The organism is Sphingobium sp. TomMM15, assembly GCF_055397045.1.
Window position 1 is genome coordinate 1711932 of the sequence record NZ_AP027314.1, and the last position, 21966, is coordinate 1733897.

Annotated in this window: 16 protein-coding genes; 6 read left to right on the forward strand and 10 right to left on the reverse strand. The window is 61.0% G+C overall.

The features are described from left to right. Position 1: 1 nt before the first annotated feature. The 5 genes from ACZ51H_RS08575 to ACZ51H_RS08595 form a co-directional block, all read right to left on the reverse strand. Positions 2-1102 (reverse strand): LLM class flavin-dependent oxidoreductase, encoded by a 1101-nt coding sequence (locus tag ACZ51H_RS08575; RefSeq protein ID WP_464801557.1) that lies wholly within the window; start codon positions 1100-1102, stop codon positions 2-4. A gap of 152 nt (positions 1103-1254) precedes the next feature. Then, a complete protein-coding gene (locus ACZ51H_RS08580; RefSeq protein ID WP_464801558.1) occupies positions 1255-2826 on the reverse strand; it encodes an AMP-binding protein in 1572 nt (523 codons plus the stop codon). 31 nt (positions 2827-2857) lie between these two features. Beyond that, positions 2858-4381, reverse strand: coding sequence for a GMC family oxidoreductase (locus tag ACZ51H_RS08585; RefSeq protein WP_464801559.1), 1524 nt, complete (start codon positions 4379-4381; stop codon positions 2858-2860). 31 nt (positions 4382-4412) lie between these two features. Beyond that, positions 4413-5495, reverse strand: coding sequence for an LLM class flavin-dependent oxidoreductase (locus ACZ51H_RS08590; RefSeq protein WP_464801560.1), 1083 nt, complete (start codon positions 5493-5495; stop codon positions 4413-4415). A gap of 483 nt (positions 5496-5978) precedes the next feature. Further along, on the reverse strand, positions 5979-6443 hold the full coding sequence (locus ACZ51H_RS08595) for a LysR family transcriptional regulator (RefSeq protein ID WP_464801561.1): 465 nt from the start codon (positions 6441-6443) through the stop codon (positions 5979-5981). Between the two features lie 353 nt (positions 6444-6796). On the opposite strand from ACZ51H_RS08595, the gene ACZ51H_RS08600 reads away from it, so the two are divergent. Genes ACZ51H_RS08600 through ACZ51H_RS08615 form a run of 4 tightly spaced genes read left to right on the forward strand, consistent with a single transcriptional unit; the run spans position 6797 to position 12444 of the window. Then, entirely contained in the window at positions 6797-7573 is a 777-nt protein-coding gene (locus ACZ51H_RS08600; RefSeq protein WP_464801562.1) for a tetratricopeptide repeat protein, read from the forward strand. Beyond that, positions 7570-10383 carry a response regulator gene (locus ACZ51H_RS08605; protein ID WP_464801563.1) on the forward strand — a complete coding sequence of 938 codons (2814 nt, stop codon included), beginning with the start codon at positions 7570-7572 and terminating at the stop codon, positions 10381-10383. Before ACZ51H_RS08600 ends, ACZ51H_RS08605 begins: the two co-directional genes overlap by 4 nt. Beyond that, positions 10380-10757 carry an Hpt domain-containing protein gene (locus ACZ51H_RS08610; RefSeq protein WP_464801564.1) on the forward strand — a complete coding sequence of 126 codons (378 nt, stop codon included), beginning with the start codon at positions 10380-10382 and terminating at the stop codon, positions 10755-10757. The genes ACZ51H_RS08605 and ACZ51H_RS08610 overlap by 4 nt, the downstream gene beginning before the upstream one ends. Positions 10758-10794: 37 nt before the next feature. Continuing rightward, positions 10795-12444, forward strand: a complete 1650-nt coding sequence (locus ACZ51H_RS08615; protein ID WP_464801565.1) for a Glu/Leu/Phe/Val dehydrogenase dimerization domain-containing protein — start codon at positions 10795-10797, stop codon at positions 12442-12444. A 363-nt stretch (positions 12445-12807) separates the two neighbouring features. Here ACZ51H_RS08615 and ACZ51H_RS08620 read toward each other — a convergent pair whose 3' ends face one another. The 4 genes from ACZ51H_RS08620 to ACZ51H_RS08635 form a co-directional block, all read right to left on the reverse strand. Continuing rightward, entirely contained in the window at positions 12808-13527 is a 720-nt protein-coding gene (locus tag ACZ51H_RS08620) for a FadR/GntR family transcriptional regulator (protein ID WP_464801566.1), read from the reverse strand. Positions 13528-13686: 159 nt separating this feature from the next. Then, positions 13687-14664: an AraD1 family protein gene (gene araD1, locus ACZ51H_RS08625; protein ID WP_449469225.1), complete on the reverse strand. Its 978-nt coding sequence runs from the start codon at positions 14662-14664 to the stop codon at positions 13687-13689. Next, a complete protein-coding gene (locus ACZ51H_RS08630; protein WP_464801567.1) occupies positions 14661-16229 on the reverse strand; it encodes an aldehyde dehydrogenase (NADP(+)) in 1569 nt (522 codons plus the stop codon). The genes araD1 and ACZ51H_RS08630 overlap by 4 nt, the downstream gene beginning before the upstream one ends. 14 nt (positions 16230-16243) lie before the next feature. After that, positions 16244-16429, reverse strand: a complete 186-nt coding sequence (locus ACZ51H_RS08635; RefSeq protein ID WP_464801568.1) for a hypothetical protein — start codon at positions 16427-16429, stop codon at positions 16244-16246. A gap of 253 nt (positions 16430-16682) precedes the next feature. Between ACZ51H_RS08635 and ACZ51H_RS08640 the strand changes: the two genes are divergently transcribed. Together ACZ51H_RS08640 and ACZ51H_RS08645 are read left to right on the forward strand one after the other, a co-directional pair. Next, the gene (locus tag ACZ51H_RS08640; protein WP_460988231.1) at positions 16683-17798 is read left to right on the forward strand and encodes a ThuA domain-containing protein; all 1116 of its coding nucleotides are present in this window, start codon (positions 16683-16685) and stop codon (positions 17796-17798) included. A 205-nt stretch (positions 17799-18003) separates the two neighbouring features. Next, positions 18004-20574 (forward strand): glycoside hydrolase family 2 TIM barrel-domain containing protein, encoded by a 2571-nt coding sequence (locus ACZ51H_RS08645; protein ID WP_464801569.1) that lies wholly within the window; start codon positions 18004-18006, stop codon positions 20572-20574. A gap of 515 nt (positions 20575-21089) precedes the next feature. Here the strand turns inward: ACZ51H_RS08645 and ACZ51H_RS08650 are convergent. Next, on the reverse strand, positions 21090-21722 hold the full coding sequence (locus tag ACZ51H_RS08650; protein ID WP_464801570.1) for a tyrosine-type recombinase/integrase: 633 nt from the start codon (positions 21720-21722) through the stop codon (positions 21090-21092). Positions 21723-21966 lie beyond the last annotated feature (244 nt).

Here is a 21966-nt window from a genome sequence, read left to right on the forward strand (position 1 = left end):
CTTAAGCGGCCGGACTGGGCTGCTTGGCCATTTGCCCCTCGAAACGGGGCATGATCTCGGCGGAGAAGCGCTGGAGCATCCGGTGACGCACATGCTTGGGCACGTCGGGCGTGCTGTTAGTCACTATGATATGGTTGAAGCCGATATCCATGAACTCGCGGATACGCTGCTCCACCTTGTCAGGGCCGCCGCAGATGTTGAAATCAAGGAAGCCGTCGAGATTGTCGGGGTTCGCCAGCTTCTTGAGATTGGCGAAGGTCCGCTCAAACTGCTCGTAACCGGTTATATCGGACCAGTTTGTCATGTCGCCCTGATAATGTTCGACCTGCGTGCGAAAATAAGCGGGCAAATATTTGAGCGCCTCATCCCGCGCCTCCTCATCCGTGTCGCCGATATAGCATTGCAGCAGGATCGGACGGGTCACATCGGTCGACAGCCCGATCTCTTCGGCGCGCTTGTTCCAGTTATTCTGGATCGCGGCCAACACCTTGCCCGGAAACTGACCAATGGCGATCGGCGGAAGCCCGATATCTGCCATGATCTCTGCACTGCTGGCGCTGCCGATCGCGCCGTAGAAGTTGGGCTTCTTGTCGTTAAGGCGAGGACGTGCCGTCACAGTGCGATCGACATTCAGATAGTCGCCGCGATAGCTGAACGGCTCTCCCTTGAGGGCGAGTTGAATGATCTCGTAAGCCTCGCGGAAACGTTCGCGCGCTTCCGACATATTCACGCCAAATGCATCATATTCAAGCTTCGCGACACCGCGGCCCATGCCGATATGAAGATTAGCGCCCGACATGGCCTGAAGCATCGCAAGCTCTTCCGCCAAGCGCAGAGGATTATACCAGGGCAACACCAGAACGCAGGTGCCCAAATCCAAATCCGGGCAGGCTGCCGCAATATAGGAAAGCAGCGTGACGGGGTTCGGCGTCGGGAAATAATCGGTGAAATGATGCTCGATCACCCATGCCGCCTCAAAGCCAAGGGACTGGCCAAGCTTCGCATCCTCGATGGCATCGCGGTACATCTGCTCATCGGACACGCCCGACTCTCCGACGGCACCGACCTGGAAGCTGAATGAGATTTTCTGATTATCGGCCATCACACACCTTTGCCTGATTCACTCGGTAATTGAATATACCGCGCGGTATTCAAAGGCAATAGAAAAGTTTATTTTATACTTTTTGGTATGTAGTTGACCGTGAAAAACCTCAACCGCCATAGGGTTGAAGCGTCTCCGAAGCGCCTAAAGGCTCAGGGTTTTTCGCATCCAAGCAAGTGGCGCGCCTGCGCCTCCAAGAGATGCCGCTGAACTTTACGGGTCCCCGTCATGGGAAAATTCTCGACAAAGCGCAGATGACGAGGGACTTTATAGTCAGCCATATGCGCATTGGCGAAGGCGAGAATGCCATCCTCCGTCAGTTCCGCGCGTCCATCCCTTTCGACAAAGGCAAAACCGACTTCGCCCAGCCTCCGGTTGGGAACGCCGACGACGACAGCCTGCCGCACACCGGGAATCTGATGCAGGCACCGCTCAACCTCAGCCGGATAGACATTGCTACCGCCGACGATGAACATATCCTTAAGTCGCCCGGTGATCTTCAAATATCCAGCCGCGTCGAACTGGGCGAGATCGCCGGTCCTGAACCAGCCGTCGCCGGTCATGACTTTGGCCATCTCCTCCGCGTCTTCCAGATATCCCTGCATGACAATGGAACCCCGGACCCAGATCTCGCCATTCTCTCCCACAGGACGCGCCGCGCCGGTTTCGGGATCGGCCACCTTTACCTCAAAATCGCCGATCGGTACGCCCTTGCCTTCCGCCGCGATCTCAAGCGGATCGTCGAAGCGGCTGAGCGTGGTGCAGGCGCTGGTCTCGGTCATGCCATAGGCGGCCACCAGCGCATCCAGCCCCAGCACCTGCTTCGCCCGCCGTGCGACGTCGGGCGCAATGCTCGCACCGCCGATCCAGGCACATTTCAGGCAGCCTGTATCGAAGCCGAGTTCGGCAACCTTGTCGGCGAGGTCGATGAAATGGGTCGGAATTCCACCGAAAATGGCAACCTTCTCGCGCACGATCAGCCGCGCCGCTGCGTCCGCCTGCCAATGGGCGACGGTTACCAACGTGCAACCCAAGGTTACTGCCTGAAACAGCGCCGTCACCAACCCGGCAATATGATAAAAGGGCATATGGCCCAGGATGACGTCTACCGGCTCGATATGCATCATGCGCGCGAAATTGCGGACATTGTCGAGCAACACATGACTATGGACGACACCTTTGGGAAAGCCGGTCGTGCCCGAGGTAAAGACGGCGAGGGCCGGATCGGAAACGAGAACCGTCGCCTCCGCACGCAGCAGCATTTCAGCGTCCGGTTCGAAGCCTTCCGTCCAACGCTTCAGCCCGAAATCATCTGCTCCGCCGTCCAGCCAGAGCACATGCTCCAAATGCGGCGTCGCCATCTCGGCCAGCATCGCCCGATAATCGATGTCCCAGAAGCGATCGACCGCAATCAGCGCCTTGGCCCGCGATTTTTCGAGGATATAGGCGGTTTCCTCCACCTTGTTGCGGGTGTTGACCGTGACCAGCAAGATGCCGAGCCGCGCGCAGGCCAGCGCCAGCATCACCCAGGCAGGCGAATTGGGCAGCCAGAGCGCCAGTCTGTCATGCCGCCGCAAGCCCAGAGCCAGCAAAGCACCGCAAATCTGGTCGATCTGCGCGGAGGCTTCGGAAAAGCTGATCCGATAATGGCCATCGGTCAGGAAAATGCGATCGGGGAAAAGCCGGGTCGTGTCCGCCAGTGCCTTGCCGATCGTCCCCGTCATGTCCCAACCATCTCAACGCCTGCCCTGTGGCTCATGCAGACAAGCCATGGACGCCGTTTATCAGATCGGCGGCCTTTTCGGCAATCATCACCGTGGCTGCGGCGGTGTTGCTTGACACAATTTCCGGCATGACCGAGGCGTCCGCGATCCGCAGCCCTTCTATGCCATGCACGCGCAGAGCCGGGTCGACCACGGCATCGGCGCCCATGCCCATGCGGCAGCTTCCCACCGGATGGAAATAGGTGCTGAGGCCATCCCAGACCGCCTGCTCCATCTCCTTCCGGCTCCCCGCCATCAGCTTGTCCGTACCAGAATAGCCGCCCCACTCCTCAAAGGCGCCGGTCCGGGTCAGGCGATGCACTTCCTCTATTCCCGCAATCAGCTGATCCATTTCGACCGGCTTGCCGAGATAGTCATAGTCGATCAGCGGCATTCTCGCTGGATTTTCCGGCGACAGGCGAAGCGTACCATGGCTGTTGGGCCGCATATGGCCGATGCCGAAGGTGAAGCTGTTTTCGACAGGCTGCTGGAACGGCGTATGATAGTCGACCTGAACCTGGACGATTTGCAGTTCGGGGCGGAGCTGAGCCGGATCGGTTTTCATGAACAGCGTCGATTCCGCCATATTCCCGCTCGTCGGCGGCAAAGGCCGCTCCGCATGATAGCGGATGCCCGCGAGCAGCACATGGTCCTGAAGATTGCACCCGACGCCCGGCAAGTCCGCGGTCACCGCAATATCCAGCGCGCGCAGATCAGCCGCCGGTCCAATCCCTGACAGCAGTAGCAATTGTGGCGAATTGATCGCGCCGGCGCAGAGAATGACCTCCCCCGCCTGCGTATCGACAAGCGCGCCGTCCTGCGCATAGCAAACGCCGATGCAACGCAAGCCGTCGAAGGTCAGGCGTTGCACCTCAGCACCCGTAACAACAGTAAGGTTCAGCCGCTCCATCGCCGGACGCAGATAGGCTGTGGCGGGGGATTGCCGCTTGCCATCAACGATCAGCAAATCCTGAAAGCTCGCGCCCATGAGATCACCGCTATTCAAGTCGGCCACGACCGCATGCCCCACCCGGCGCGCCGCCTCGACATGGGCCCGCGATAAGGGATGGGGATCATGGAACGGCTGTGGCTGCAACGGCCCGCTCTGCCCGCGAAAATGCGGATCGCCCTGCGGCACATCCTCGGACCGTTTGAAATAGTGAAGGACGGACGCATAGTCCCAACCTTCCGCGCCCATCTCGGCCCAGCGATCGAAATCGAGCGCATGGCCGCGAATATGGGTCATCAGATTAATCGAACTCGACCCGCCCAACACCCGGCCGCGATGACAGGGATAGGTGCGCCCGGTCATGCGCTGGGCAACGGTCTGATAATTCCAGTCGCAGGCGGACCCAAGCGTGGCGGGCCAGGCGGCGGGATTTTCGATCGCCGCCTGGCGCTCATCGCCGCCCGCTTCGATCAGGAGAACCCGCCGTGACGGGTCCTCGCTCAGACGGGCAGCAAGAATAGAGCCCGCGGTGCCGCCGCCAACTATGATGATATCAAATCGCTTCATGGCGGCAGCACCAGTTATGTAAAATGTCAGATCAGGCGTTTTCCAGCATTCCCGCGGGCGCCGTATAGTTCTTCATGCGCGGGAAGACCTCCTTGCCCATGCGCTTGATGTCTTCCACATAATTGGGGAAGATCAGCATGTAGCCGGCTACATCATGCTCCGCCCATTCGTCGAGCTGGCGCGCGATGCTCTCCGGCGAGCCGGTGATGAAGTCGGTAGAGAACTGCACGAAACCCTTGGCATCGACTCCAGCGAGGATTTCCGACGTGCCGCCCTTGGCGCTGTCGGTCGAGGCCTGACCGATCATATATTCCATCGCGCCCATGTCCGGGTTGTCGATATAGTTCTGAAGCTGTGCCGCGGCTTCTTCATCGGTATCCGCGATGACGATGCCCAGCGCGACATAGGGGCGGATCGCCCGGCCCGCTTCGTCCATCTGCGCGTTGAAGCGGTTGACGACCTCGCCCATCGCTTCGGGACCGCCCCAAGCGAGGCGGAAGGAGTAGTCGGCATATTTGGTCGTGAAGGCGATCGCATCGTCGGAAGCGCCCGCGCAGACGATATTCACATGATGATCCGGCTTCGGCCCCATGCGCAGATCCTCATATTGGAAATGCTCGCCCTGGAAGTTGGAAACGCCCTTTTCCCACAGATCGCGCACGACCTGGCAATATTCGCCGGCATATTTCCAGCGATATTCATTATATTCGTAACCCGGCCAAACTTTCATGACCTCCAGCTCACGCGGATGCCAGCCGCCCGGTACCAGGTTCAGCGAGAAACGACCGTTGCTGATCTGGTCGATCGTTACAGCCATGCGCGCTGCCAGCGCGGGATGAACGACGAGGATGTTGACCGAGCCGATGAGCTTCATGAACTTGGTGTCGCGCGCTAGGGCGGCCATCTGGGTCATCGACTCGAGAGCATCGTCCCAAAAATGCGTCGAGCCTTCATGACCACGAAGCGCGGTGAGCGAAAGCGCGAAAGAAAATCCATTTTGCTCGCCCGCCTGGCAAATTTCCCTCATTAGATCATAACTTGCGGGAATTTTTGGAGAAGTTTCGGAAATAATATATCCGTTTTGGGCGCTGGGGATGAAGATTCCGAATTCCATGTGGCCTATCCTCAATAATTTTTGTGTAATTGAAGGGAGTCTCCCGCGCCAGCCCCTGTGTGCGAGATATTCCTGAGGGTTTTAATATATACCAATCGGTACTTCGGCAAGAACTTTTTTGTTTGCCGTCATGTCACGCTGCAATCCGGTCGACGCGTGCCATGAGTCATCCCACGAGATTTCGCTTACTTTGGATCACATTGGCCTTTCTGCTGCAATCATCGCCTCAATCCCGCCGCCGCCCATGGCCGCGTGATCAACCCGGTTCTAGGCGGTGATCGCCATGGTTACACCGGCGACACTACACCATCTATTGGGACACGATCGGTTATGACCGATCGATGATCCCATCGCACTTCGACGACGTAACTCGATGCGAAAGGCCAAGCGGTCCAGACAGGTCGGTCGGGCTTTGGCAACCCTCATATCTAGCGGGTAAACGATGGAATCAACTGGCATGCGCTTCACGACGAAAGAACTGATTTAAACGGCTTGGTAGGAGGCTAGAATGTCACCCCAATATGTTTCACGTTCGAATGCGGCCAGATCCCGTTCGATTTGCCGCGAGGTCAGCGCGCGAACGGAAATGTTGAGCCCGGGATGACGCGCCAGCATCGCTTCGGTAAGATAGCCTATCACCGGAATGGCCGCCGGAATGGCCCCAAGCCGCAGCTCACCCTTGAGCGGTCCGCGCGCTGTTCCGGCTGCCTGCCCGAGCGCCTCGGCGGCAGCGATCAGCTGCCGGGCCCAGGGCAGGATGGCCTCGCCCTCTGCGGTCAGTCCCACATATTTGCGATCGCGCTGGATCAGCCGCTTCCCCAGCTGCGCTTCCAGCGAGGCTATGCCCACGGACAATGTGGGCTGCGAGACATTGCAATAGGTCGCCGCTCGCGCGAAATGTCCTTCACGCTCAAGCGCCAGAAAATATTCGACAAGACGCGTCTGCATCGTACTATTTAGACATCATCATGAAATGGTGATAGAAGTAATCTATCGGCTTTCAGACCCGATGACGTTCGCGCGATATGTGCATCGGAACGCTTCTATCGACCCTATCCATCGTCAGTGCCGACTAAGCTCAGCAGCGCGACAGCTGACGTCAGGTTCCGATGGCATTCTGCCGGCATAGCGCGTTGGGGTCTGGTCGCTATTGCGCCGCATTGAACCTAAATCAGTAGCAAGGAGGAGCCGCCCTAAACCTCATGTAAAAGGTCACGCCTTTCAGGCCCATCTGGGTTAAGATGGAATTTGGCCGTCAATACAGGAATCGATCCGGCACGATATGCCGAAGAGGTATTGCCATGAGGGGCCGGAGCACATCGTTGCTGTCACTGCTGGGGAGTGGCCTGTTGGCCAATTCGCTCTCCCTTTGGAGAAGCTTGTTCCTCGGCTTGCTCCTGTTGTCGGCGCCCTGCCTGGCCGGTCCGGCCGAGGACGCCGACGCCGCATACAAGCGCGGCGACTATGCCAGTGCTATCCGCCTCTATCGCCCCCTGGCGGATCAGGGCGATGCGCGTGCCCAGAACAGCCTTGGCCGAATGTATCTCCGTGGGCAGGGCGCGAGCAAGGATTACCCGTCGGCGATGAAATGGTTTCGCCGTGCGGCGGCACTGGGCATAGCCGACGCGCAATATAATCTGGGCGAAATCTATCTACGGGAACTGGGCGTCGAGCAGGATCTGGTAGAGGCAGCGCGCTGGTACACCCGCGCTGCCGAGCAGGGCCATATGAACGCCCAGTTCACTCTTGCCGTCCTGTACACCATTGGCCGGGGGGTCTCGAAAAGTCAGCAAAAAGCCGCCTATTGGTTTGATCGCGCCGCGACGCAGGGCCATGCCGAGGCACAGGTCGAACTCGGCATCTTGTACGGCACCGGCCGGGGCGTGCCGCAAGATGCGATAACAGCCTATAAGTGGGTCATGCTGGGCCAGACCTATGCCCGTACAACGTCGCTCCGCACGAAGGCGGCGCAGTCACTAGCACGCCTGTCCAAAGCGATGACCCCGGCGCAGATCGCCGAAGCGCAACAGCAGGCGCGCGCATGGAAGGCAATCCTGACAAAGGGAGGGCAATCATGATGCCCTCATCTACCCATGGAACGGTTCAGGATACGACTTCCGACACGACGGGCCGGCGGACAGGACGCAGCAGATACTGGTTGGCCATTGCGATCGGCCTGGCCAGCCTGCTGCTTACCCTTGGCGCATGGCGGTGGCTCTCGCAGGAGCAAAGTCAGTCGATCGAGACCGAGTTCACGCTCGAGGCTGACCAGCGCGCCGAAGGGATCAAGCGGCAATTTGCAGCGGAAACGAGCGTCATCAAGGCGCTATTGGGCTATTATCAGGCGTCGGACACGATCAGCCCGGCGCAGTTCGCCGCCTTTTCCAAAGTCTATCTGACCGGGCTATCGAGCCTCGATTCCGTGCAATGGGTGCCCTATGTCGCCAGCAACACAAGGGGAACTGCGAAACAGGCGAACGCAGGTGGGACCGGCCGCACTTTCATGATTAGCGAGTTGGATCACCGTGGAAGGGCGATCAGGGCAGCCGCACGCGCCGAATATTTCCCGATTGCCTATGCGGAATCCTCCTTTGGCCATGTGACCGATATCATCGGCTTCGACTGGGGATCAGACCCGTTCGCGCGCGGGGCAATCCTGGCGGCGCGCAGCAGTGGGGAGATCAACGCCGCCGCGCATGTCAGATTACCCCACATCACCGATAAAATCCCGCGCATAGCCGTGTTCGCACCGGTCTATGATCAGCCTGCGAAGGAGATGACTGTCGATCAGCGGCGGGCGCATTTCAAGGGATTGGTGGTGGCCGTACTGCGGGTCGGCGACATGATCCAGGGCGCCATAGACCTGATGCCGCGCGCAGGGATCGACCTCTATCTGCTCGATTCCTCGGCCCCGCCCGCGCAGCGGGTGTTGCTGTCGATCCTGGCGCCCGGCAGTGACGGGAAAAGGCGGCCCGGTACTGGCTCTGAAATGGCGAGCGACCTCTTCCACTCCAGCTCGCTCGTCATCGGCAATAGCGCCTTCACCATCTACAGCGCGGCGACCGGCGCCTATAGCCGGAAGCGGCTGACATCCACGCCGACCATTGCACTCGCCGGTGGCCTGGCCGTCACCCTGATCCTGACGATTTACCTCATCTCACTCGCCAATCAGCGCGCTCGCACCGAACTTGTCGTCACGCAGCGGACGGCAGAGTTGCGCGGCCTCAATGCACGGCTCGAAGAGCGGACGATGCAGCTCGTGGAATCCGAGGCCGAACTGCGTGCCGCAAAGGACAAGGCGGAGGAGGCCACGCGGGCAAAAAGCCAGTTCCTCGCCAATATGAGCCACGAGATCCGCACGCCGATGAACGGCGTGATCGGCGCCGCCGAACTGCTGCGCGATACGAAGCTGACGACGTCGCAGCGCGAATATCTCTACATGGTCACCCAGTCGGCGGACGCTCTGCTCCACCTGATCAACGACATTCTCGACTTTTCCAAAATCGAGGCGGGGCGGCTGGAACTGGAGCATGTGTCCTTCAACCTGCGCGACGAACTGGCCGATACCCTGCAATCCTTCACCACGCGGGCGACCGAGAAGGGCATAGAACTCGCCTGCCACGTCGGGATCGACGTGCCCGATACGCTTGAGGGCGATCCCTATCGGCTGCGGCAGGTGATCATCAATCTTGTGGGCAATGCGCTGCGCTTCACTGACCAGGGCGAGGTCGTCGTTGATATCGCTGTCGATGGGATAAGCGACAAGGAGGCGCGGCTGCACGTCACCGTGAGCGATACGGGACCAGGCATCCCGGTCGATAAGCAGCAGCTGATCTTCGGAGCATTTGCGCAGGCAGACTCCTCCTTTACCCGCCGTTATGGCGGGACCGGGCTCGGCCTCACCATCGCCTCGCAACTCGTCCAGCTGATGGGCGGGCGGTTGCAGCTGGAGAGCGTAGTGGGACACGGCAGTCGCTTCCACTTCACCATTCCCTTCGTCCTGTCCGCGGCGCAACCGACCGGACAGCCGGTAGAACAGCCTTCGCTGCTGGGTTTGCCGGTGCTGGTGGTGGACGACAATGACACCAACCGCCGCATTCTGGACGAGATGATCCGAGCCTGGGGCATGAAGCCGCTGACGGTCGATAGCGGCCGCAAGGCGCTGGTCGCCCTCCGCAACGCCGCCGGGATCGGCCGCCCCTTCCCGCTGGTGCTGCTCGACATGATGATGCCGGACATGGACGGGTTCGAGGTCGCCCGTGAAATCGCCAGCGACGACGGAACCAACCGCCCGGCGGTGATCATGCTTTCGTCCGCGCACAAGGACGAGACGGACCGCCGTACGCGGGCGGTCGGCATCTCCTCCTTCCTCCTCAAGCCCGTGCGCCAGTCCGAATTGCTGGAATCCATCTTCGCCGTGCTGAACGTGACGGTGGCCGAGGAATCCCACCCGTCCACACCTGTGCCCGATCACCAGGTCGCGCTCCATGTGCTGGTTGCCGAAGACAATGCCGTCAATCAGCGCCTCGCCCTGCGACTGCTGGAGAAGCGCGGGCACAAGGTCCGGATCGTCGGCACGGGCGCGCAGGCGGTCGATGCGCTCGCGCAGGAGCGTTTCGACGTCGTGCTGATGGATGTGCAAATGCCGGAAATGGATGGATTCCAGGCGACGGCCGCCATCCGGGAACAGGAACGCACGAGCGGCGAGCATATACCCATCATCGCCATGACGGCGCATGCGATGCGGGGCGACCGCGAACGCTGTCTGGAAGCGGGCATGGACGATTACATCTCCAAACCGCTCAGGGCGGAGGATTTCTACCAGGTGGTGGAAGGACGGTTCGCAGGTGCCGTGATACAGGACGACAAGGAAGGACCGGCGACATGAGCACGCTTCTTGACTGGAGCAGGGCGCTCCAGAATGCCGATGGCGACGAGGAATTGCTGATAGAACTGGCTTGCGTCTTCATCGCCGAAGGGCCGGAGATGATGCGGCAGGTGCGCGTCGCGATCGACACCCGTGACGCGCCGGAGCTTCAGCGTGCCGCGCACAGCCTGAAGGGATCAGCCCATATCTTTGCCGCGTCCGCTGCCGCCGACGCAGCCTTTCGGCTCGAAGTCATGGGCGCGGAGGGCAATTTCAAGGATGCGGCGGACGGCTGGGCGATCCTGCAGTTCGAGATAGACGGACTGTTCGCCGCACTGAAGGAGCGGGTCAGCGGACAAGGGTCTGACGCAGCCCGGAACGAACATAACTCATGACCGGGTCTGCGATACGCTAGCGATGAGGTAAAACGCCATGGCGAACCAACGCATCAACGTCCTGCTGGTCGAGGACAATCCGGTCTATTCCCGCCTCATCCAGAAGCTGCTCGCCCGATCGGCGCATCAGCATTTCGAGGTCGCGGTAGCCGGCACCCTGGAGAGTGCGATCGAGCGACTGGGCGTGGGCAGCATCGATGTCGTCCTGCTGGACCTGATGCTGCCGGACAGCGCGTCGCTCGACACCTTCTTTCGCCTTCGCGCGCATGACATGCGCACGCCGATCATCATCCAGAGCGCCATGGACGACGTCGGCCTCGCCAGCAAGGCGGTCGAAGGCGGGGCGGAGGACTATCTGCTCAAGGACGGCATCAGCAGCGCATCCCTGACCCGCTCAATCCATTACGCGATCGAGCGGACCCATGCACGCGGGGCGGAATGGTCTTCCTCGATGCTCCACCTCGCCCAGCAGCAATTCCTGAAGGCCGCCTATATCGCAGGGCTCGATCCCAATATCCGGCAGCGCCTGCTCTTTCCCGAACGAACACAGATTGCCGCCCTCCCCTTCAAGCGCGACGGCATCGACCAAGTGGAAACCGTCTTCGCCTATCGGGTGCAGCATGTGCTGACCATGGGGCCGACCAAGGGCGGTCTGCGTTACCATCCCGACGTCAGCTTGGGCGAGGTGGCAGCGTTATCCATGTGGATGACGTGGAAATGTGCGCTCACTAGACTGCCCTTCGGCGGCGCCAAGGGCGGCGTCCGCGTCGATCCTACCGCGCTCAGCAAGGATGAGCTGGAGCGGTTGACCCGCCGCTATACCTCCGAATTCATCGGCATGATCAGTCCCGACAAGGATATTCCCGCGCCGGACATGGGAACGGATGCGCAGATCATGGCGTGGATCATGGACACCTATAGCGAACATGTCGGCTATTCGGTCCCCTCGGTGGTGACGGGAAAGCCGGTCGTGCTCGGCGGCTCGCTGGGCCGCAACGAAGCGACCGGGCGGGGTCTTGCCTATCTGGTAAGCGAAACCTGCCGCCAGATCGGGCTGGACCTCAATGGCGCTACTGCTGTGGTGCAGGGGTTCGGCAATGTCGGCATGCATGCGGCGACCTTCCTGGCCGAAGCAGGCGCGAAGATCATCGGCATCAGCGATGTCAGCGCCGCGCTCCACAACCCCAATGGCCTTCCGATCGACAAGCTAAAAGACTATGTCCGCCAGCATCGCCAGCTGTTCGGCTGCTCTTATGGCGAGATCATTCCTGGGCGCGACCTGCTGGAATTGAAATGCGACATCCTCGCCCCCTGCGCCCTGCAAAACCAGATCACCGCCGAAAACTCGACCCGTATCAATTGCAGGATCGTGGCCGAAGGCGCCAATGGGCCAACGACCTTGGAAGCCGACGACATGCTCGACGCGCGCGGCATCGTTGTGCTGCCCGACATATTGTGCAACGCCGGCGGCGTGGTCGTATCCTATTTCGAGTGGGTACAGGGCCTTCAGAACCTGACGTGGCCACTGGAGGAGATTAACAGCCGCATGCGGACCATCTTGACCGACGCCTTGACCCGCACACAACGCCGCGCACAGGCGGAGAAGGTCGACATGCGTACCGCCGCCATGATCGAGGCATTAAACAGAGTTGGCGCGGCGAACCATCTACGCGGGTTGTTCCCGTAGATGAACAGCGAAGGCCATTTGGTATCCACCAATCGTCATTCCCGACCCTTCTTTGCCGTACAGGGACCTGTTTTCGATCTCCAGGTCCGGAAGGGCAGCTATCCTGTCCACGCCCCTCAAAGTTGGCCGACTGCAGACTGGCAGCTCTCAACTCGCCGGGGTCGGTAGCGGACGTTCGCATCATGATGTCCTTGCCGATAGCTTAACCTGATCAACCGGTTGTGACGCCAGATTAATCCGCACCTCCCGGCAAATTCCCGCGCATCTTGGGCCCCTGCAGGCCATTGTAAGTCGCTCCATCTGCCGCTAGGTAACAGGGGGTACTGACTTTTGCATCCATGCCTCCATCCGAGAGGCAGACATTCAACTACGAATTGACGACAAGCCCATATCATCGAGCGCGAGACGAAGTAGCTCTGTCATAGCCGATCGCGCCCCGTCCGCGTCTCTCGCCGCAATAGCTGCAAATACTGCTTCATGTTCACCGATCGGATCGCGCGGATGCGCAAACTTCATCTGCTTGAAACGCGTCGTCCAGGTGAGCGCGGCGCCCACCGAACTAGACAAAGATGCAAGCGGCTCATTGTCGCTCGCTTCCAGGATGGCGCCATGGAAACGCTGATCCGCTTCTCGGCCGCTCTCCGTCGATAAGCCGTACCGCGCCATTGCTTCAAGCGCCGCACGCATTTTTTCCAATTGCTCAGGCGAGCGCCGTGTAGCCGCCCAGGCCGCCGCCGCAGGCTCGATAAGGCCGCGCAGTTCAAACAAGTCCCGAACGAAGCGCTCATCAGGGTGATCTGATGAGAACATCCAGGCAAGGATGTCCGGATCCAACACATTCCATCGGGAACGAAGCGTCACACGCGTTCCGGCTTTGGGCCTGCTTTCGAGAAGGCCCTTTGCCGTTAAAATGCGCATCGCCTCCCGATAGGCGGTCCGAGACACGCCGAGAGCTTGCGCCTCTTCTATCTCCGCCCCAAAACCACAGCCTGGAGGGTGCTCACCCGAAACGATGGCTATGCCGATCTGCCGCGCGAGTGCCTGATGGATTCGCAACCTCTTGGCTTCTTCGTGAGGCTGCATCCCGAGCCATTCTCCGTAGTAAAATTATCCGGTGGTTTTGTAGAGCCATTTTTGCGGTAAAGATATGCATTGCGACGACGAGACGGTCAGCTCCGCGCCTGGTATGTCGCGGCGTTGGCAGCATGCCGACACCGAACAGGCAGGCCTAGCGCGTGCTGGTCATAACACCCTCACTTTAGCCAATCCTTCTTCGGCTGCTTCCATCAGAGGATTGCGAAGTGGCATGGTGAAGGCATCCGCCTCAATCTCGAAAATATCGCCCGCGCGCGTTTCCACCTGGTCGGTAAAGGAGAGGGTCGCCGTGCCGAAGAAATGCACATGCACGTCGCCGGCACGTCTGAACAAGTCATATTTGAAATGATGATGCTCAAGATTCTCGATGCTGTGAGACATGTTCGTCTCGCCAGAAAAGAAACTACTTTCCCACAAGATCGCACCGTCGCGGATAATCCTGCTGGCGCCGCGAACATCGGCGGGCAGGTCGCCCAGCAGCAATTCCGCGCCCAGCGACGCCTGACGTAGCTTGGAATGGGCGAGCCAGAGATAATTGACCCGTTCGGTCACATGGTCCGAAAACTCATTCCCGATTGAAAAGCCCAGGCGAACCGGCGTACCATCCGGCGCATTGAAGTAGATGCCGGCGATTTCCGGCTCCTCGCCCCCATCTCCCGCGAAAGCAGGTTTGCGGAAAGGTGCGCCCGGCGGCACCAGGATCGACCCGTCGCCCTTGTAGAACCATTCGGGCTGCACACCCTCAGTTCCGGCGGCTGGCTTTCCACCCTCCTCGCCCATCAGGAACATGCGCATGGAATCGGTGGCCTGACCGGCGGCGGCGGCCTTGTGCATCTTGTCGCGGCCTTCGGCGGAGCCCAGATGCGTGAGGCCGGTGCCGCTGACCAGCAGATGGGCAGGATCTTCATGATCGATCGGTGGCAGCAAGGTAACTGCGGCCAAATCGATCGAAGCCCCTGCGCGTTCCTCGGCAAGAGCGGCAAGCGTGGTGGACGACGCCAACGCATCGCCAGCCAGCATCCGCACGGAAGCCGTGTCACGCACGATCAGGGCTGCTCCGCTCTCGTCCAGAGCGGCTACGCCGCGCCGGCCATCCTGTTCATATTGGACGAGGGAACGGATCATCGGGTGATCTCCATCTTGCCATCAAGGCGGCGCGGCAAGCGCCAGGGGTTAGCGTCCTGCAATGGCGGCGGGATCAGCTTTGCGCCGATATCCTGAAAGCAGACCGGCCGCAGGAAGCGAGACATGGCGAGGGTGCCGACCGAGGTGGACCTTCCGTCTATGGTGGCGGGGAATGGCCCGCCATGAACCATCGCCCAGGTCACTTCGACACCCGTCGGCCAGCCGTTCGCCAGGACCCTGCCCGCCTTTTGCGCGAGAAGAGGAAGTATGGCGGCCGCGTCGGCAGCATCAGAATCATCCATGTGGATCGTTGCGGTCAACTGCCCCTCCAGTCCGGAGATGACCTGCGCCAGCGCATCGGCATCCTTGCAACGGATCACCACGGACGATGCACCGAACACCTCTTCGGCAAGGGCCGGTTCAAGAGCGATTTGCTCAGCGTAGCTTTCGAACAACGCCGCACCGGCACGCCCTTCCGGGGCTTGGGCCTGTGCGATCAACCTGGCGCCCGGCATGGTCTCCAGCTTGGCTACGCCATTGGTGAAAGCGGCTCGAATGGCGGGCGTCAGCATTACCAGCGGCGACGCCTCGCTAACGGCCGAAGTGGCCGAAGCGAGGAAGCGGTCGAGGTCCGGTCCGTCGATCGCGATGACCAGTCCGGGATTCGTGCAAAACTGTCCTGCCCCCTGCGTCAGAGAGCCCACAAATGCCGTCCCAAGCGTCTCGGCGCGGGTTCTGAGAGCGCCCGGCATCAATATGACGGGATTGACCGCGCTCATTTCGGCATAAACGGGGATAGGTTCAGGACGCCGGGCCGCTATCTCGGCGAGCGCAAGTCCGCCCGCCCGCGATCCTGTAAAGCCGACCGCGCGGATGCGAGGATCGGCCACAACGGCAGCGCCAAGCGCATTGCCAGTGCCGGGCAGATAGGAAAAAACGCCCGGATGAAGACCGCAGTCCGTCACAGCTTGGGTCACGGCGCGAGCGATGAGCTCTCCGGTTCCGGGGTGACCCGGATGCCCCTTGGCCACCACCGGACATCCCGCCGCGAGCGCCGACGCGGTATCGCCGCCAGCCACGGAAAAAGCGAGCGGGAAATTGGACGCGCCGAACACCGCTACCGGGCCGAGCGGCACATTCATGCGGCGAAGGTCGGGACGCGGCGGGGCGCGATCCGGCAAGGCGCGATCGATCGTCACGTCGAGCCAGTAGCCGGCCCGCAATTCGGAGGCGAACAGCCGGAGCTGCCCGGTAGTGCGTCCGCGCTCACCTTCCAGACGCATGCGGGGCAAGCCCGTTTCCGCCATAGCCGTTTCGATAAGCGAATCGCCGATGGCGTCGATCCGCTCGGCAACGGCTTCGAGAAAGCGCGCTCTTGCGTCCGGCGTCAGGGCGGCAAAGGATGGCGCCGCATCAGCCGCCAGAGCGCATGCGTCCGCGACGTCCTCTGGCGAGGCTTGTGAATAGCTCTGGGCAAGTGGCAGATCCGTTGTCGGATCGATACCCTTGAACCGCTCTTCCTGCTGGCGTGCGTCGCCGCCCACCAGAACGCTGCCGTCGATCACTTGTGCATTCTCCATCAATGATTGTCGCGGGGCAGGCCCAAGGTCTGCGAGGTCGGATAGGGATAGCCGCCCTTGCCAAGCCGACACTCCGCCAAGCTGGGGTCAAAGTTCAGGCGGCGCTCAAGCGGGACAGTCGCCTCCATATTCTCGGAGTTGTCGAACCAGGCGGTTGATCGGCCTCCGTGGGTGCTGGCGGTCATTGCAGTCTTTCTTGAGCGGCGTCGGGCGATTGACGCCGTCAAGGATCATATATACTCATACTAATTAAATATCAACGAGCGGACGTGCCTTGGCCAATCCATTGAACTTGAATGTTCGGCATCTCACGCGAGGGGGCAGCGCCCTGTTGCGAAACAGTTTTTTCTTGATGGCGGCATGTGAGCTATATGTGCCGTTCTGCGTGCTTGGGGGCAGTAGGTCGGCCAATGCGCTCGCAATGGAGACCGCAATCGCATGACCAAGCGTCTTCTCATCGCGCTGCTGGCGCTGATCAGCACCGTAGCCCCGGCATCGGCCGCAACACTGGATTGCCCGCTGCGCGACGCGCCATTCTCGCTCGCGTCACCGTTCATGGACATATTGCTGAACCCCGCGGCGCGCGCCGCTGTCGAAACGGAAGCGCCGGGCATCCTCGCGAAGCTGCCGCCGATGTTCACGAGCACCACCGCGCCCAGTTTTTCGGCGATTCTTTCAGTGCGCGAAGCCGGGGCGATGCTGCGGATCAGCGCGGACAAGATGGCCAGCATAGCGGATCGACTGAAGGCCATCAGCGTGACGGATGCGGATCGCGTAGCGCGCTGCGCCCGCTATGACGACGACCGGCCGACCTTCATCCTGCCCAAGGGCAAGCCGCGCATCCTGTTGTTCGAAAAGATGACCGGATTTCGCGACGGCCCCTCGGTGGAGGCCGCCCATGCGGCGTTCCTCGACATGGCGAAGCGTCACGGCTGGGCGATGGTGGCCACGGATCGCGGCGGCGCGATCTCTCCGGCGATCCTCAGCCGGTTCGATGCCGTGATATGGAACAACGTCAGCGGCGATGTGCTGACCCTGACCCAGCGCGAGGCGCTCAAGTCTTATATCGAGCGCGGCGGCGGCTTCGTCGCGGTCCATGGTTCAGCCGGGGACCCCGCCTATTTCTGGGACTGGTATGCGGACACACTGATCGGCGCGCGGTTCATCGGTCATCCTATGGGGCCGCAATTTCAGGATGCGCAAATCCGGCTGGATGATCCGAAACATCCGGTCGCAGCCGGGCTGCCGACGGCATGGACGATGAAAGACGAATGGTATTCCTTCAAGGCAAGCCCCCGCCTGTCGGGAGCCCATGTCCTCGCCACGTTGGATGAAGGCAGCTATTCGCCGATCGGCATGATGAAGCAGGACCTACGCATGGGGGATCATCCCATCGCATGGACCCGCTGTGTCGGCCGGGGGCGATCCTTTTATTCGGCGATCGGCCATCGGCCGCAGACCTATTCCGACCCAACCTACCGGACGATGCTGGAAAGCGCGATCTCCTGGGCCGCGGCCAGGAAACCCTGCGCGCGTCCTGCCCCAAGCCGATAGGGATGCATGGCCCGGCGATCGCCAACTCGTCGGCCCGGACAGGACGGCACTGGATTGACGCCTTCTGGTGCCGGATATACTCATACTAATAAACAAGCGGTGGAGAGCTTTCAGCGAATGGCTTTGTGACGTCCCAACTGGGCTCGGGCATCATTGCGAGCAGCCGCCGCCGCGACACCGACAATGATTGCAGGAGTATAGAGCGATGAACGTGCGATTTGGCGCTGGTCTTTCCCGGCGGACGCTCCTGCGCCTGTCGGTGAGCGCCGCAGTGCTGATCCCTGCTTCCCGCGCGTTTTCCCTTGTCCCTCGCCTATCGCCCGCCCCGTTGACGCTCGACCGTCGGGGCCAAGTTTTCGACGATGGATGGAGCTTCCTGCTCGGCGACGGCGCGGACGTTGCAAAGCCCGCCTATGACGATTCGGCATGGCGCCGGGTCGAGTTGCCGCATGACTGGAGCATTGAGGACCGTCCGGGAAGCGATCCAGCCCTCAATGCGGTGCTTCGCTCGGTCGATAGCGCCCCCTTGTGGCAGAAGGTGCCGTCGAAGGACGTGCCCCGCCTCATCGGCCCGTTCGATGCCGGATTGAACGACAATCTGGGCTATGCCCGCAGCGCCAGCGGCGCGCCCACCGGCTTCACCGTCGGTGGCGTCGGCTGGTATCGCAAGCGCTTCAAATTGCCGCCGCTTAGCCCTGACGCCCGCGTCCAGATCGTCTTCGACGGCGTTCACATGAATGCCCAGGTCTGGTTGAACGGCGTCCTGCTCGGCCAGCGGCCCAACGGATATGTCCCCTTCGCATACGATCTGACCCCGCACCTTTCACCATCAGGCGACAATGTGCTGGCGGTGCGCGCGGCCAATATCGGCCGCAACAGCCGCTGGTATGCGGGCTCGGGCATTTACCGGCATGTGTGGCTCGACATCACGCGCGCGTTCCGTTTCGAACAATGGGGCGTTACGGTCACCACACCCAGCGTGTCGCAAGAAAAGGCCACCGTGGAGGTCGTGACCCGGATCGAGGGATCGCAGACCGGCGGCATGGTGACGACCCGCATCCTCGACGATGCAGGAAAAGCCGTCGCCGAAAAGACCGTGGCGGCCGGTGACCGTGTGACAACGTCGCTGGAAATGGCACGTCCCCGGCTGTGGTCGCCGGACGCGCCCCATCTCTATCAGGTGGAATGCACGTTGCAGGCGGGCGGCGAAGTCATCGATCGGATGACGGCTCCCCTCGGCATCCGCCGGGTCGAGATCGACGCCCAGAATGGCCTGCGCATCAACGGCAAGCCATATAAGTTGCGTGGCGGCTGTGTTCACCACGACAACGGCATCCTTGGCGCCGTGGCGATCGACCGCGCGGAATATCGCAAGGTCGAAATGCTCAAGGCGCGAGGTTTCAACGCGCTCCGGACATCGCACAATCCACCCTCTCCCGCCTTTCTCGACGCCTGCGACCGGCTCGGCATACTGGTGATGGAGGAATCCTTCGACATGTGGCGGGTGGCCAAGAATCCGGACGACTACAGCCTTTATTTCGATGGCTGGTGGCAGCGGGATCTGGAGGCGATGGTCCGGCGCGACGGCAATCATCCTAGCGTAATCATGTGGAGCTTCGGCAACGAGATCCCCGAGCGCGGCCAGCCTGAAGGCGTTGCGATAGCGAAAATGTTGAGCGACGAGTTGCACCGGCTTGACCCGACCCGTCCGGTGACGCAGGCGATCAACGGCAGCCCCGGCCCCGATGTGACCGGTCCGGATGGACGACCGGATCAGGCCGCCGCCCAGTTCCTCGACGTTGCCGGCTATAATTATAAGTTCAGCAACTACGAACGAGACCATGCAAAATTCCCCGACAGGGTCATGGTGGGAACGGAAAGCTTCCCGGCCGACGTGGACAAGGTGTGGCGCCTCACCGATCGCTCGCCATACCTGATCGGCGACTTCGTATGGACGGCAATGGATTATCTGGGCGAGGCGGCGATCGGCCGCACGCTCCTGTCCGGAGAGACGTTCGGCCCGGATGAATATCCGTGGTTCGGGGCGTCCTGCGGCGATCTCGACCTGATCGGCCAACAGCGGCCGCAGTCGCTCGCCCGCGACGTTATTTGGGGCCTCAGCCCACTTGAGGTTGCGGTCCAGCGGCCGATCCCGGAAGGCAAGCAGGAGCGGCCTTTCCTGTGGGGCTGGCGCGATGAGCTTGAAAGCTGGACCTGGCCGGGTGCCGAGGGCAAGCCGCTCGACGTCAGCATCTTCACTCCTGCTGACCGCGTCACGATCGAACTGAATGGCAAGATGATCGAGGACCGGGCGATGACACCCGAAAATACATCCTCAGCGCGGATCCCAGTGGTCTATGAGCCCGGACGGCTGATGGTGACCGCCTATTTGGCAGGGCGAAAGATCGGAAGCCGCAAATTGGAGACTGCGGGCGCTGCAGCAGCCCTGCGGCTGAAGCTCGATCGTTCCAAGATAGCCGCGGACCGGAACGATCTCGCCCATGTCACCGTGGAGGTCGTCGACGCCAATGGCCGGCTGGTCCCTGACGCCGCGCATGTTCTGCGGCTTTCGCTGAGCGGAAGCGCCGAACTTGCCGCATTCGGCAACGCCAACCCGCGCGGCTTGGCGAGCTTCCGGCAACCGGTGGCGAAAAGCTGGCATGGCCGCGCACTGGCGATCATCCGGCCCACCGCCTCAGGCACCACGACCATCAGTGTCGGATCGGAAGGATTGCGGAGCGCTCAGGTCAGGCTGTCAGTCGTCGGCAAGAGCTGAACGGCCAGAAGCCTGCGGAGCATGCTGACCACCTATTTTCATGGCGCCGCAATTTCCGTGGATATAGTCCGCGAAAATCTCCGCCAACTTGACGGCTCGCCCGCTCTTGGCGTGATCTATCGGCATTGCCCGCCGGCCCGGGATTAAACGATGGCTCATGACAGCCGCAACTGCCAGCTCCAGTTCGTCGTTTGCCGGACCGATGCCGGTGGAACTTAAACCCACCTATCCATGTGCTGACCCACCGCCTCCTTCGCTCGCCTACCCTGAGCTTACCGCGATTCGCAGCTGCGGATGTTGGCCCCAAGGGCTGAATTCTAGTTAAGATTGCACCGGTAACCCGAACCGTCCCCGTTGCGGCGACATTAGCTGGAACTGACAAGAAAGTTTCAACCCAGGCCGCAATCGAATGTCTGCTTTCAAGCGCAAGGAATCGCGATTGGACGACGAGAAGTGGCGCGTGGCGGACGCGACATGGGGTCTGGCTCCTCGCAGATGCGAGGAGCCAGACAAATTCAGATTTCCGTGCCTTCCGCCAAGGTCAAGGCGTCCTCCACATCGACCCCGAGATATCTGACGGTGCTTTCAATCTTCGTATGCCCAAGCAGGATCTGGACCGCGCGCAGATTCCCGGTGGCTTTGTAGATGATCGACGCCTTCGTCCTCCTCAGCGAGTGCGTGCCATAATCCTCGCTTGGCAGGCCGATGCCTGTGACCCATTCATCCAGCAGGCGGGCATACTGGCGGGTGCTCATATGGGTCGCGTGATCGGTGCGGCTCGGGAAGGCATAATCCCCCAGGGAGCCTCCCCTCAGCTCCAGCCATCTTAGCAGACTGGCGCGAGCATCGTCCATCAGTTCGAACTGAACTGGTCGTCCAGTCTTTTGCTGAACGACGATCGCCCGCGTCCGAATTTCCCGGTCACAAACGATATCGCTGATCTTGATCTTCACCAGGTCACAGCCGCGAAGCTTGCTATCGATCGCGAGATCAAAGAGCGCACGATCCCGGGTCCGTCCATGCTGATCAAGAAAGAAGTGGATCGCCCAGATCTGGCGGGGCTTGAGCGCGCGCTTTGCGCCGACTTTGCGTTCCGCGTTCCACGACACCCGCTCGCGAGCGGCGGGATCAAATTCTGATAATCCCATGACACACCTCCAGTGGCCATGATGGCCAAGGGGATGAACGTTCAGACGAGTGGGAGGCAGCAAATCGCGCGCCGTTCTGTAAGGGAGACGAAAGTTAGCGAATTTCGATAAACTCACCAAACTTCCCTATAAATAGCCGCTTTCCCGACCCTTCCCGGCCGTTCAGCTGCCAATTTTTGACTGCCAGGTGCGGAACGGCCGCTTTTCGATCTCGGACACTCGGCACTTGTCGATAGGCGGATTG